This window comes from Nocardia carnea, assembly GCF_029868325.1.
Taxonomy (GTDB): Bacteria; Actinomycetota; Actinomycetes; order Mycobacteriales; family Mycobacteriaceae; genus Nocardia; species Nocardia carnea_C.
Genome location: NZ_JARWNW010000308.1, coordinates 1 through 13,500, shown reverse-complemented (window position 1 = coordinate 13,500; position 13,500 = coordinate 1). Strand labels below are relative to the sequence as shown.

At 68.8% G+C, this 13,500-nt stretch carries 12 protein-coding genes; 6 read left to right on the top strand and 6 right to left on the bottom strand.

Annotated elements, in window-relative coordinates:
* Nucleotides 1-62: 62 nt before the first annotated feature.
* A complete protein-coding gene (locus QH196_RS30010; protein WP_280419219.1) occupies nt 63-1,127 on the bottom strand; it encodes a phosphotransferase family protein in 1,065 nt (354 codons plus the stop codon).
* 78 nt (nt 1,128-1,205) lie between these two features.
* Here QH196_RS30010 and pabB point away from each other — a divergent pair, with 78 nt between their 5' ends.
* Together pabB and QH196_RS30000 are read left to right on the top strand one after the other, a co-directional pair.
* Nucleotides 1,206-2,798 carry an aminodeoxychorismate synthase component I gene (gene pabB / locus QH196_RS30005; RefSeq protein ID WP_280419218.1) on the top strand — a complete coding sequence of 531 codons (1,593 nt, stop codon included), beginning with the start codon at nt 1,206-1,208 and terminating at the stop codon, nt 2,796-2,798.
* A complete protein-coding gene (locus QH196_RS30000) occupies nt 2,780-3,163 on the top strand; it encodes a hypothetical protein (protein ID WP_280419217.1) in 384 nt (127 codons plus the stop codon). The genes pabB and QH196_RS30000 overlap by 19 nt, the downstream gene beginning before the upstream one ends.
* A 15-nt stretch (nt 3,164-3,178) precedes the next feature.
* On the opposite strand, the gene QH196_RS29995 is transcribed toward QH196_RS30000, so the two are convergent.
* Nucleotides 3,179-3,673, bottom strand: a complete 495-nt coding sequence (locus QH196_RS29995; RefSeq protein WP_280419216.1) for a hypothetical protein — start codon at nt 3,671-3,673, stop codon at nt 3,179-3,181.
* Between the two features lie 88 nt (nt 3,674-3,761).
* On the opposite strand from QH196_RS29995, the gene QH196_RS29990 reads away from it, so the two are divergent.
* Nucleotides 3,762-6,101 carry a TerD family protein gene (locus QH196_RS29990; RefSeq protein WP_280419215.1) on the top strand — a complete coding sequence of 780 codons (2,340 nt, stop codon included), beginning with the start codon at nt 3,762-3,764 and terminating at the stop codon, nt 6,099-6,101.
* A 25-nt stretch (nt 6,102-6,126) separates the two neighbouring features.
* Here the strand turns inward: QH196_RS29990 and QH196_RS29985 are convergent, their stop codons facing one another.
* Nucleotides 6,127-6,633: an SgcJ/EcaC family oxidoreductase gene (locus QH196_RS29985; RefSeq protein ID WP_280419214.1), complete on the bottom strand. Its 507-nt coding sequence runs from the start codon at nt 6,631-6,633 to the stop codon at nt 6,127-6,129.
* A gap of 115 nt (nt 6,634-6,748) precedes the next feature.
* On the opposite strand from QH196_RS29985, the gene QH196_RS29980 reads away from it, so the two are divergent.
* Entirely contained in the window at nt 6,749-8,608 is a 1,860-nt protein-coding gene (locus tag QH196_RS29980; RefSeq protein WP_280419213.1) for a serine/threonine-protein kinase, read from the top strand.
* Between the two features lie 20 nt (nt 8,609-8,628).
* On the opposite strand, the gene QH196_RS29975 is transcribed toward QH196_RS29980, so the two are convergent.
* Together QH196_RS29975 and QH196_RS29970 are read right to left on the bottom strand one after the other, a co-directional pair.
* The gene (locus tag QH196_RS29975; protein ID WP_280419212.1) at nt 8,629-10,077 is read right to left on the bottom strand and encodes a DUF1254 domain-containing protein; all 1,449 of its coding nucleotides are present in this window, start codon (nt 10,075-10,077) and stop codon (nt 8,629-8,631) included.
* 97 nt (nt 10,078-10,174) lie between these two features.
* Nucleotides 10,175-10,468, bottom strand: coding sequence for a hypothetical protein (locus QH196_RS29970; protein ID WP_432278162.1), 294 nt, complete (start codon nt 10,466-10,468; stop codon nt 10,175-10,177).
* A 221-nt stretch (nt 10,469-10,689) separates the two neighbouring features.
* Here QH196_RS29970 and QH196_RS29965 point away from each other — a divergent pair, with 221 nt between their 5' ends.
* Together QH196_RS29965 and QH196_RS29960 are read left to right on the top strand one after the other, a co-directional pair.
* Nucleotides 10,690-10,968 (top strand): hypothetical protein, encoded by a 279-nt coding sequence (locus tag QH196_RS29965; RefSeq protein WP_033244913.1) that lies wholly within the window; start codon nt 10,690-10,692, stop codon nt 10,966-10,968.
* 119 nt (nt 10,969-11,087) lie between these two features.
* The gene (locus QH196_RS29960; protein WP_280419211.1) at nt 11,088-11,327 is read left to right on the top strand and encodes a DUF6374 family protein; all 240 of its coding nucleotides are present in this window, start codon (nt 11,088-11,090) and stop codon (nt 11,325-11,327) included.
* A gap of 52 nt (nt 11,328-11,379) precedes the next feature.
* Here QH196_RS29960 and QH196_RS29955 read toward each other — a convergent pair whose 3' ends face one another.
* Nucleotides 11,380-13,113, bottom strand: a complete 1,734-nt coding sequence (locus QH196_RS29955) for a BCCT family transporter (protein ID WP_280419210.1) — start codon at nt 13,111-13,113, stop codon at nt 11,380-11,382.
* Between the last annotated feature and the right edge of the window lie 387 nt (nt 13,114-13,500).

Here is a 13,500-nt window from a genome sequence, read left to right as displayed (position 1 = left end):
ACGACGGCGACCCCCGGACACAACCGGGAGCCGCCCTCTGCGCTGAAGAGTGAAACTTGTTCCTACTCCATGAGGCCGCGCGCCTGCGCGAACAACTCCAGGGTGTTCGCATGCAGGAAATCGCCGACCTTCTTGGGCGCCTTACCGGCGAAGGCACGCGCGTAGGTACCTTCCAGCACGATGCCGAGCTTGAAACAGGCCAGCACGGTGTACCAGGTGACCGCGCTCAGGTCGCGATCGGAGAATTTCCCGTAGTGCGCGATCATCTCCGCACTCGACGGCAGACCGCCGGCCTCCCCCAGCTTGCCGATGAGCGCGGCGCCGGAGGTGCCCGGTTCCGGCCGGGTGGCGATCTGCCAGCCGAGATCCAGCAGCGGATCACCGATGGTCGACATCTCCCAGTCCACCAGCGCCGCCACCTCGGGGCGTTGGTAGGAGAACATGATGTTGGCGAGATGGCAGTCGCCGTGCAGGATGCCAGGCGTCCAGGTGGCGGGACGGTTGCGCTCGAGCCAGTCGGCCACATCGTTCAGGCCCGGGATCTGCGGGCCCGGGTAGCCCTCGTTGGCCGAATACGAGTCGAGTTCGTGCATCCACCGGCCGACCTGACGTTCCAGGAACCCCTCCGGTTTGCCGTAGTCGGACAATCCGAGCGCCTGGTAGTCGAGCGCGCCCAGGCGGGCGATGGCCTCCACGGCGGACAGTCCCATGGCGTGCCGGGCGGCGGCGTCGGCGGCGAATTGCGCCGGTAGTTCGGTCTGCGGGTTGTATCCCTCGATCGGTTCCATCAGGTAGAACACCGCACCCAGAACCGATTCGTCCAGTTCGGCCGCGATCACCCGCGGCGCCCGCACATCGGTACCGGACAGCGCGCCCAGTAGCCGCGCCTCCCGGCGGATGACTTCGTTGCTCTTGGGACGAAGATGGGCCGGCCCGCGGCGCAGTACATAGTCGCGGCCGCCGCGGGTGAACCGCAGCATGATGTTCTGGGTGCCCCCGCCCAGGGCCTTCACCTCCTGGAACTCGCCGCCGGTGAGCCCGCGCTCATCCATCCAGTTCCCGACCACGGTGAAATCGACGTGTTCACGATCCACGCCTACCGGCTGCGCAACAGACATGCCTGACATTGTGCCCCACTTGGCCCCCACAACTGCAGGCAACCGACAACAGTTCGGGACGCCCACCCGGCGTAGATTCGGACCACCATGTCCGATTCCGTCACCGTCCAGCACCGGGTGCTCGACCGCGCCGTCGACACCGAGGCGGCGTTCCTGCGGCTCTACGGCACCTCGGCCACCGCGTTCTGGCTGGACAGCGAACATGTGGAACCGGGACTGGACCGTTTCTCGTTCCTCGGCGACGCCGCCGGACCATTGGCCGAAGTGGTGCAGTACCGAGTCGGCAGCGGGTACGTCACCGTCACCGGATCCGGGGGCCGGGTCCGGCGCGAACCGGGCACCGTCCTGGATTATCTGGCCGCGGCGCTGCACACCCGGTTCCTGCCGCTACCCGCGCAGCTGCCGTTCGATTTCGCCGGGGGCTACGTCGGCTATCTGGGCTACGAGGTCAAGGCCGATTGCGGCGGCACGGCCGGACACCGCGCCACCACGCCCGATGCCCAGTGGATCTTCGCCGATCGACTGGTGGTGGTCGATCATCTCGCCGGCCGGACTCATCTGGTGGCGCTCACGGGCCCAGAGGAAGCGGCGCGGCAGGCTTGCGAGAGCTGGCTGGGAAGTACGGCCGCGATGCTGGAGCAGTTGCCCACCTGGACGAATCCCGAGCCCCTCGACACCGGTCCCGGCCACCCCGCGGCCGGCTCCGATCCCGCCGGATCCGCAGTCGAAGATCTGCTCGCCCGCGGCCGCGGCCAGTACCTGCGCGATATCGCGGCCTGCCAGGCCGCACTGCGAGCCGGGGAATCGTACGAGATCACCCTCACCGACCAGCTCACCCTGCCCGCCACGGCCGGCGGCCTCGACACCTATCGGATCCTGCGCCGCGTCAACCCCGCACCGTATTCCGCCTACCTGCGATTCGACGATCTGGAAATCGTCTGCTCCTCCCCCGAACGTTTCCTGAAGGTCGACCGCACCCGCACGGTCGAGACGAAACCGATCAAGGGCACCGCCCGCCGCGACCCGGACCCCGCCGTGGACGAGCAGCTGCGCCGCGCCCTCACCGAGGATCCGAAAACCCGCGCGGAGAACGTGATGATCGTCGATCTGCTGCGCAACGATCTGGGCCGGGTCTGTGAGATCGGCAGTGTCCGGGTGCGCGATCTGCTGGTCACCGAAACCTATTCGACTCTGCACCAACTGGTTTCGACCGTGCGCGGGACGCTGCGCGCCGATACCGATGTCATCGCCTGCCTGCGCGCATGTTTCCCGGGCGGTTCGATGACCGGCGCGCCGAAGATCCGCACCATGGAGATCATCGATGAACTGGAAACCCGCGCGCGCGGGGTCTATTCGGGCACCATCGGGTTCCTGGGCCTGGGCGGTACCGCCGATCTGAATATCGTGATCCGAACCGCCGTACGCCACGGCGGCCGCTGGCAGATCGGTGCGGGGGGAGCGATCGTGCTGGATTCGGTGGCCGCCGACGAATACGACGAAATGCTGCTCAAAGCCCAGGCGGTGTACCGGGCCGTATCCGCGGTCGAAGCCGGGCAGTTCCGGCCGTCGCGCGATATCCCGGCGGGTATCCGAGCAATCCCGTGCGGCCGGGACTCCGGAGAACCCGGGCCCGATCACGCGAACAGCGCAACAATGGAGCGATGGCACAGCTCTGGGTGAAAACGCATGGTGGGGACTGGCTTCGGGCCGACCAGATCATCGAAATCGGTATCGAAACGTCGCGCGCACCGAACGACAGTCCGGATGCGACGGAAGTCATCGCCCGGCTCGCGGTAGCCACCGGCAGCGGGAACTGGGATGACGCCCGGGGCAACAGCACCGTCGGGCCGAGCGCCCGGGTGCTGGGCCGCTATCCGGACGGTGCGACCGCGCAGCGGGTCGCGGATCGACTGGTCCTGACCCTGCTCAGCGCCGAACGCAACGCCCAGATCACCGTCGAGGACGACGATGTGCTGGTCCGGCCGGTGCACGACCGCACCACGTTCGACACCCCCTACAACGGCCGGGCGCTCGACCGGCACTGACGTACCGGCCGCCGATCAGGATTTCCGCCGCGGCCGCTTCCGGGGCGGTTCGGGTTCGGGTTCGGCGGGCGCACCGAGACCGGCCATCCGGCCGATACGACCGACCCCCGGTAACCGGGACAGTGCACCGAACAGATCCTCGCCCAGCGCGATCAACGCCTCCAGCCGGGGCAGCAACCGGTCGTAGGCCGCGAAGGCGGGGTCGGCGAGAGCCAGCGTGCGGTCGAGCCGGTCGACCGTGGCATTGAGGCGGTCTATGGCGCTGGACAGGTTGTCCAGCAGATCGGGTAACTGCGCGGCCAGTTGCGCCGAGGCCGGCGGTAACCGCACCGCCGTATCGAACGCCTGACCGGCGGTGAGCTGCGCGGCCTCCAAGGCCTGCCCGGCCGCGGACTGCGCCGCATCGACCGCCGACTGCGCGGCGGCCAGCACATCGGCGGGTGAGGGCACCCGGCGCGCTCCCGGCCGGTTCGCCGCCTTCCCGCTCCCCGGCTGTCCCGGATCGGCCATGGGACAACTCTGCCGCATCCACCCCGGACAACGCCATGACCTGCGCGCCTGCGGGCGTGTCGGCATCGCATGGCATAGTGCGACGACGATGGAACTCAGCAAGGGCGCCAATACGCCGATACCGACATCTCTTCTGGCCGTGGTGATTTCCTGGCGGTCCGAACATGCGGTGGACGCGCACGCCCTGCTGCTGGACAGCACCGGGACCGTCCGCGACGACAAGGACCTGGTGTTCTACAACGCGCCCCGGCACATGTCCCAGGCGGTCACACTCGACCAGGATCCCGCGCCCGGGACCGCCCGGCTCAGTGTGTCGCTACCGCGGACCGAGGCCGATGTGGATCGCATCGTGGTGTCGGGGTCGGTGGAGGACGCCGAGTTCACCCGCATCGAGGATCTGCGGGTCACGGTGTATGCGGTGGACGGGCCGGTCGCCGAATTCGCGGTCACCGATTCGGAAGCGGTGACGGCCATGATGTTCGGGGAGTTCTACCGCCGCGACGGCGGCTGGCGGTTCCGCGCGGTAGGCCAGGGCTGGGCCACGGGAATGGAAGGCCTGGTGACGGAATTCGGTATCCAGGTCGACGACCCCTCCGTACCGGATACGAGCAGTGCACCGCCCGCGTCCCGGCGTGGCCGGCCGGCAGGGGCCGCACCGGCAGGCCGGCCCCCCAGCCGCACACCGGGTACCGAGCCTGCGCACGACTCGACCGGTGATTCGGGCACTGCCGTACTGACCAGAGCACACAGTTCCCCGGACGACACACCGCGCCGCCACGGCGACCGCATAATGTCCGGCCGGCACGGCGCGGCCACGGAGTCCGCACGCGAAGCGCCGAGTACCCAGCGTCCGGCGTCCGGCGCCGCCGGACAAGGACCTCGACCGGCCGCCGCCCGGGAACACCCGGTGCCGGCAGCGGCCCGCCCGGCCCGTAACGATGCGCCATCACCCCGGAGTGACCGACTGCCGCGGGCCGGCGCACCGAGCGACGAACCGGACACGAGGGAGACCCATCCGGCAGCCCGCAGCATGGAATCCGGGCACGAATCCCCGCGCCGCACCGCGTCGGCCACCGGCGACGCCCGGCGGGATCGGCCGAGCCCCGCGGCCCGGAGCGAAGGGGCGGTCGCGGAGGGCCGGGAAGGCGCCGGAACACACAGCGCCGCGGCCGAGTCCCGCGCGGTGGCCGAGGCTCATCCGGGTAATGCGCATTACCGGCTCGACGAACGGCCGGGTTCCGCTACCGCGGCAGCAACCGCGCCATGGGACCGTTTCGATACCGCGCAGCCCGCCCGCCGATCACCGGGGACCGTCACCCTGCGCCGGCTCACCGTGCCGGAACCCACTCCCGTCGAGCCGCCGCCCGGTTCGGGTCGCGCCGACTGGTACCGCGACCCCACCGAGCCGACGGTGCTGCGCTGGTGGGACGGCGAGCAGTGGACCGCCGACACCCGGCCGACGGCCCGGCCGCATCCGCACGACTGTGCACGCTGCGGCGCCCGGCGCCGCCGTCGCGTCTTCGGCGGGCACCACCCGTGTGCCGCGTGCGCGGCGGAGACCGAGGAGTTCTTGACCCACTGGCATACCCGGGCCACCCGGGTACTCGCGGCCTCGGGTCCGCGCGGTGCCGAATGGGAGGCACTGTGGGCGTCGCTGCGCTATCAGCGGATCGACGAATCCGCCGCGCGGGCCACACTGGAACCGGCGGCATTGCAGTATGTGGAACGGCGGGTCGCGTTCGCCTTCGCCGACGGCCAGATCTCGGCCGAGGAATACGACGATGTCGAGCACGCCATCACCGAACTGTCGCTGGCGGGCCGGTTGATCGACGATCTGCGGGCCCGGATGGGGCGCGGTCGGGCGCTGTCCCGGCTGCGTGAGGGTGATCTGCCCACCGTCCGCACTCCGGACCTGCATCTGGACGCCGAGGAACTGGTCTACCTCGATATCGGCGCGACCCATATCCGGGAGCTGGCCCGCGGCCCTAAACATACCGACGGCCGGTTGATCGTGAGCACCAAGAAGTTACGGTTCGTCGGGCCGGGAACCGGTGTGGAGATCCCGTGGTCGCGGATCGTTTCGGTGGCGGCCGAACTCGATACGGTCGTCGTCGCGGCCACCTCGGCCCGCGGCGGGGCGAGTTTCGCGGTGGCCGACCCGGAGTATCTCGCCGCCGCTTTGGAGGGCGCGTTGCGCGTCGCCAAACGGCTCGTGCTGGCGCCGGGACAGCGTGATTCGCGCAGTATCCCGCAGGAGGTCAAGGCCGAGGTGTGGCAGCGCGACGGCGGAAAGTGCGTGGAATGCGGGGAAAGCCACTACCTCGAATTCGACCACATCATCCCGCTCAGCCGCGGCGGCGCCACCAGCGCCTCGAATCTTCAGATCCTGTGCCGCGGTTGCAATCGCGAGAAGGGGGCGAATATCTGACCGCCGCACCAGGCCCCGGCGCGGATCAGCTCTGGCCGGTCAGTGTCCGGGCGCGGTCGGTACGCCGTCGTACGTAGCGGGCGAACAAGCGGCCGAATGGGCTGTTGTCGCCGGGTACGGGCCGGACCCGAGTGTTGTGGAAGGCCGCGACTTTCCATTCGCCGCCGTCGCGGTGCAGCACCCAGGTGTTGCGGGACAGCCGGCCCCGCGGGATCCCGGCCTGCCAGGCGAACACCACGGATCCGGTCATATGCGCGACGGCCACATCGCCGGTGAGGAAACGGACCGATTCGATCTCTCCCTCGAGGCGGGTGCCGTACAGCGGCCCCTCGAACAGTCCGGCGTGCAGTGCGCGGTTCGCCTCGCGCCCACGCACGTGGGTGCCGTCGAAGGCCACATAGTCGCTGTCGGCGGTGAATTCCCCCGCATAGGCCGCCGCGTCGTTATCGGCCCACGCCACCGTGGCCCGGCTCAGCACTTCCCGGATCTGCTGTTCGGCCTCGGCCCTGGTACGCATATCCTGCTCGGTCATCGTCCACATCCCGTTCGTCGGATCCAATAGTCCGATGCTGCGCCGTCGGGCTTGCGCGGCGGTATCGGGGAACACCCGGAACCGACCAGGAGATTCGCCGCGATAGTCTCGGGCAATGCTGCAACCCGGGGCGAGATTCGCCGGCTACCGGATCGTGCGCCGGATCGGCGCCGGCGGGATGGGCATCGTCTATCTCGCCGAACATCCCCGGCTGCCCCGGCAGGATGTGCTGAAACTGCTACCGGGCGACCATCTGGCCGACGCCGGGTTTCGTGGCCGGTTCGATCGGGAGGCCGAGCTCGCGGCCCGGTTGCGGCATCCGAATATCGTCACCGTGCACGATCGCGGTGTCACCGGTGGACAGCCTTGGATCGCCATGGAATACGTGCCGGGCACCGATGCCGCCGCATTGGCCGGTTCGCCGCAGCTCGGGCCGCGCCGGGCGGCGCATATCATCGACGACGCCGCCCGCGGACTGGACCACGCCCACCGCAACGGGATGCTGCACCGGGATGTGAAACCGGCGAATATCCTGGTCACCGCGGATCCGGACCGGGAATTCGGCGAACGGGCCCTGCTCACCGATTTCGGGATCGCCCGCCTCGCCCGCGAAGGTACGGACCTGACCCGTACCGGCGATGTGATCGCGACCGTCTCCTATGCCGCACCCGAACAGTTCACCGCCGGCCCGGTCGATCACCGCGCGGACGTGTATGCCCTGGGCTGCACGCTTTTCGTCCTGCTCACCGGCGAGAAACCGTTCCCCGTGAACAGTACCGCCGCGGTCGTCAACGCCCATCTGCACACCCCTCCCCCCGCGGCCTCCCGGCGCGCCCCCGGACTGCCGCCGGCCATCGACGCGGTGCTGTACCGGGCGCTGGCGAAGAACCCCGCGGACCGCTACGACTCGTGTCGCGCCTTCAGCGAAGAGGCCTTGCGCGCACTCCGATCACCGCATCCGGCCCCGGCATCCGCTTCGGAGGGCACGGAACCGGTTGCCCCGGCGGCCCCCTCATTCCCGGCCGCCCCGACAACGGAGACCAGGGTCTCCGCTCCCGGACCGCACGGCTCGCGATCACGCCACGATTCGCCTCCACCCGGCCTGCCGCCGGCGACACGGTCGCTCACGTCCGTCGGCTCGGCCTCATCCGCAGACACCGGGCAGCGGCGCGTACGAAAGCGACCCATCGTGGCCGGCGCCGTCGCCGTCCTGCTCGCCGCAGTATTGGCGGCCACCGCGGTATTCGCTACCGATAACGCCGGATCGGAGGTGCCGGGCACTGCGGATCCCACCGCGCCCGGCAGCGACGCCGGTACTCCCGTGTCGTCCGCGCCGGTCTCCGCCACAGGCACCACACCCTCCGGAAGTGGCTACACCCGGGCGTGGGCCCAAGTGCAGGGCGATAAAGGCAACGTCAGCTGGAACGTCCGGATACCGCAGGTGAGTGGCGGAACGGCGGCCGTCGCGGATCGGTTCAACAATTCGGTGCGCGCCGCGCTGCAGGACCAGATCGACAACGCTCCCGCCTCGGCCGAGCTGACCAGCGGACCGCCCGATGACCTGCATATCGGGCCCCGGGTACTGAGTGCGCTGCTGACGACGGCCCGCACAAGCGGTCCGTCGCCCGACGAACCGAAGAAACTGCTCGCCACCATTACGATCAACGCCGACAACGCCGAACCGATCACGCTGCGCGATCTCTTCCCGGACCTGGATGCCGGTCTGACCCGATTGTCCGGCGAGGCGGCACGACTACTGCCGGAGACGGCGGCGGGTCCGGATTTCGACCGCCGGGAGATCCAGCCGCGGACCAAGAACTTCCATCACTGGGTGGCCACCGATAAAGGTATGGCCATCCATTTCGAGGAAGACAGTGTGGCACCACCGGGGAAGGGGCTGATCAGTATCATCGTCCCGTGGCGTGCCCTCGCCGATGTGCTCGATCCGGCCCTGGCAGAGGTGGTGCGCGGCTGAGCACGGGATCCGCGGTGGTGTCAGGGCATCAGCGGGGGTGGGAACCACTCACCGGCCAATACCTGCTGACCCGGTTCGTACAGTCGCATGACCAGGGAGAACTGGCCGCGCTCCGGGATCGGCAGCCAGTTCGCTCGCGGCACTCCCGGGCCGGGATCGGCAGCCTGGACGGTGAACTCGAGTGAACCGTCCGGCGCGAACACCGGCGGGACCGGATGGCCTACCGTATGCAGATCCGCCGCGTTCGGTACGAGGTACCCCTCGCTGCCGTAGGCGGTGAGCGACCAGAACGCGGCCACCGGCGGCGCCTGGCCGGGCTCGAACCGCAGCGTGAACTCGATCGGGGTGCCGTCGTCGTCGGCCTGGTCGAACATCGCCGGATACACCACCACCGCAGCGAGGTTCGCACCGACTCCCCGGCGCGCTGTCGCGGCCCGCAGCAGGTAGTTGGTGCCGTATCGCCCGACGTTCAGGTCCAGCACCCAGCCGTTGCGGAGGATGCTGCCGGGGTCCACGTAAGCGGCGATCTTGCGTTTGGCGGCGTCGACCCCGGCGGACAGTTCCCCCGTGCTCACGCCTTCGGGTGAACCACCGGGCCGGATCCCGATGGTGGCGAAGCGCGCCATCGCGGGCTCGTCGTCGGCGGCGGGCGGGTTCTCCTCCATGAGTTCACACATGCGCTCGAAGAAATCGCGAGCCGGCATCTCGTCGAGGGTGTCGAGCCCGGCCGATTCCGACCAGTCCTGGTTCTCCGGTATCGAATCGGCTTCGGCGGCCGCGGGGGTGGTCCAGGCACTCAGTGGGGCGAGCCGCAGACGGGACTGGATATCGCGCACCGCCGCAACATCGTCCGGGCCGCGCACCTCGATCCGCCCGTACAGCCAGGCGTCCGCGGTGGGCACCGGTAGCTGGACCGCACCGGGCGGCAGTGTTCCGGTCCAGCCGGGTCCGGTGACGGCGTAGACGAACGGTGCGGAGGCGCCGGGCTCGGCGTGGGGTTGCACGCTGGTCGGGGTGAAGGCGGTGTTGGACCAGGCGTCGAGCACCTGCATCACCCAGTAGCGGTCCTCGATCTGCGGTACTTCGAACAGCACCGGCTCCTCGCGCAGGTCCAGCCAGGCCACCGAGTACAGGTTGTCCAGATCGATCCGGACCACGGTGCGCTGGCTCGATGCGGGAAGTGAGGAGGTGTGCTGGAACCGGTTGACCGACGTGTATTCGAGGGCGCGGCGGCGGATCGTATCGATCAGCATCAGCGGGTAACCGAAAACATAGGCGTCGGTGGCCACCTCGCGCCGCTCGGCGGGCGTACCCGACGGCTCGACCGCGGTGTCGTCGTTCTCGCCGCCGCAGGCTGCCAGCCCGGTGACTGCGATCAGCCCCAGCAGCGAACGCCTGGACAACCGGAACCGGTCGGACGCCGGCCCGCGCCGCGAGTTACCGGGTACCGCTGCCGGGCTGTCGCCCATGGGCATTCTCCCTGCTCATCGCTGTCGGATGGACTGCTACGCAGGATACGCCCAGGAATAGCCGAACGGTTGCCGCCACGGTCGGCGCGGCCGGTTCTCAGATGGTGAGCACCGTATTCATGATCGTGCCGGCGCTGGTGGCGACCACCCCGCCGATCATGGCCCCGGCCACCATCTTCGGCGATTGCAGCGCCCCGCCGGACCATTTCTCCCAGGCGAATTTACCGCCGGCGAAGATGATACTCACCGTGCCGGACAGGATGGCCAGCCACGTCGCGTACTGCACGAACTGCATGATCTTGTCCGCCAGCGGTGGGGCCTCCGGAGTGGGATCGCTGACCTGTGCGTATACCGATACCGCGTCGACAATCGACGCCGCGATGATGCTCACCGTCTGCTCCCTCGCCTAGAGTTCGGGGCATTGCGGCCCCGCCTCCATCATCCAGACGATGCCGGGCCCGGCGCAACTTCTTGCCGCTCAGCGTCTTTCGCGCTATAACCGCTGGTACCCCCGAATCCCTACCGGGAACCGGGATTACTGCGATCACCCCCGGCGAGCGGTTACGATGCGTGTGCGTTCCCGCCCACCCCGAACACAGAGTGAGCTGCGAGATGATACTGGCCGCCGTCACCGATACGCTGCTGGCGCAAATCGGCAACCCCACCCCCGAAGCACCCCCGCTGGCCGACAAGATCACGCAAATGGTCCAGTACCTGACCTGGTTCGTCTTGCTCGCCGGCATCACCGCGATCATCTACGCGGGCGGCAAATTCGCCTGGGAGAAGTGGTCGGGCGGTTCGATGGAATCACCGAAGATGGTGGCCGGTGCCATGATCGGCGGGGTGGTCGCCACCAGCGCCGGCACCATCATGAACGCCGTCATCGGCTGAGCGGCGGCACCTCGCGGCATCCCCGCGGCACCATCCGGGCCGGGGTCACTCACCGTCGTGCGGGGAACACAGCAAACCAACTATCGAAAGTATGTTCGAATTCGGGTACGGTAGCCCGCATGCCCGAACTCGCCCCCATCCCGTTCGCCCGGCTCAACCTCGAACAGGTACGGGAACGACTCCTCGCCGCGGCGGCCTTCGGCGAGGCCCTATCGCCCGATCAGCTCGAGGCCTTGGCCGGCAAGCTCAGCACCGGTCTCAGCATCTACATCGAGGCCACCCAGAACAGCTCGCCGCGACTCCCCCGCCCGGCACCCACCGGACGGGCCTGCCTGGACTTCCGGGGGCATCGACGCTGAACCCCGGCCCGCGGCGGACGCGGACCGGGGTTCGGCGGGGCGGCCCGCAGCGCTAGTCGCGAGGGGCCTGTTCGTCGTCGGCCGTTTCGATCGGCGTCGTGACCAGCTCGAATTCGCCTTCGTGCTTGACCACACCCTGCGCGACCGCACCCTCCACGAGTTCCACACCCAGGTTGGCGCGCAGGATGATCGGATCGGTGCGCACATCGCGATACAGCGAGATACACATCATCACCATCACGACCATGAACGGCAGGGCGACCACGGTGGTCAATGCCTGCAACCCGTCCAATGCGCCCCCCAGATCATCCGAATCGGCGATCACCAGCATGATCGCGGCCACCGCGCCGGTGGCGGTACCCCAGAAGATCACCGTCAGCCGTGAAGGTTCGATACTGCCGCGTTCGGACAGCGTGCCCATCACGATCGACGCCGCATCCGCACCGGAGACGAAGAAGATACCCACCAGGATCATCACCAGCACCGTGGTGATCGCGGTGATCGGGTACTCGTCGAGCAGATGGAAGAGGGCGAAATCGGGGTTCACGCTGCCGTCTGCCTCGTCCAGGCTGCCGGTATCGGTCTGCTGCCGGATCGCGGCGCCGCCGAACACGGCGAACCACACCAGACTCACCAGGCTGGGCACCAACAGCACACCGGCGACGAACTGGCGGATGGTGCGGCCGCGGCTGATCCGCGCGATGAACATACCGACGAAGGGGGTCCAGGAGACCCACCAGGCCCAGTAGAAGATGGTCCAGCTCGACAGCCACGCCTCCATCTCCTCACCACCGGCGATACCGGTCCGCGAGGCCATCGTCGGCAGATCGGCGATGTAGTCGCCGATGGCGGTGGGCAGGAAGTTCAGCATGAACAGGGTGGGCCCGGCGATGAAGACGAACACCGCCAGCACCACCGCCAGCACCATGTTGATATTCGACAGCCACTGGATTCCGCGGGCGATACCGGAGACCGCGGACAGGATGAAGGCGATGGTGAGACCGGTGATCACCAACACCAGGCCCAGCTTGGAGATGGCGTCGACGTAGCCGTTGAACTCGAGCCCCGCGCCGATCTGCAGGGCGCCGAGCCCGAGCGATGCGGCGGATCCGAACAGCGTGGCGAAGATCGCCATCATGTCGATGGCCTTCCCACCCAGACCGTCCGAGTACCGACCCAGCAACGGCCGGAACACCGCCGAGATCAGCTGCGAGCGACCCCGGCGGAAGGTGGCGTAGGCGATGGCGAGCCCGGCGACCGCGTAGATCGCCCACGGGTGCAGGGTCCAATGGAACAGGGTGGTCGCCAGCGCGACCTCGCTCGCCTCCGGGCTGCCCGGCTCGGCGGTGCCCGGCGGCGGGGAGGTGAAATGGGTCAGCGGTTCGGCGACGCCCCAGAACATCAGGCCGATTCCCATACCGGCGCTGAACATCATCGCGATCCAGGAGACCGTCCGGAATTCGGGTGTTTCGTCGTCGGCGCCGAGCGGGATCTTGCCGTAGCGGCTGAGGGCGAGCCAGATCACGTAGACGACGAACGAGGTGGCGACGAGAACGAAGAGCCACCCCGTGTTGGCGATCACCCAGGACTGCGCGTTGGAGGCCACCCGCGCGAGGCTTTCCTGGTCGATGATCCCCCACAGTACGAACGCCACCGCGCCGAGGGACGTGATGCCGAAAATGAGCCAGTCCACCCCGCGCCCCCGCCGCAGGGCGGGTCTTCCTTCCGGGGAGCCCGGCAGGCCGCCCTCGGGCGTCGCGGGGTCCTTACCGGTGTCGATCACCATGGACTAGTCCTTTCAGATCGCACTGTGCGCTCCGCATTGCGACCGCACGCACGACGGGGACCAGCCGTTTTTCGGTCCCCGCCGGCGCCCGCGACCGCGCCGCCGAACGGATGTACCGGGAAAAACCGTACCGCCCCGGTGCACGGACGACGTATCGAACACGTCCTGGGACCGATTCGTGGGGGGGGGGGGGGGGGGGGCCCCGCGCCGGGGGGGGCGCCCCCCCCCCCCGGGCGGGGGCGGGGGGGGGAGTGGTAACCCCAAAATCGGTGGCGTGTTTGAATTTGGCCTCAATTTGTTTCGGGTTCGTCTCCAGGGGAATCCCCGGCACAGTCTTTACCCCGGGGCCAAGCGGTTGGCTGCCGCTGGCTTCGACGGCGTCCTCGG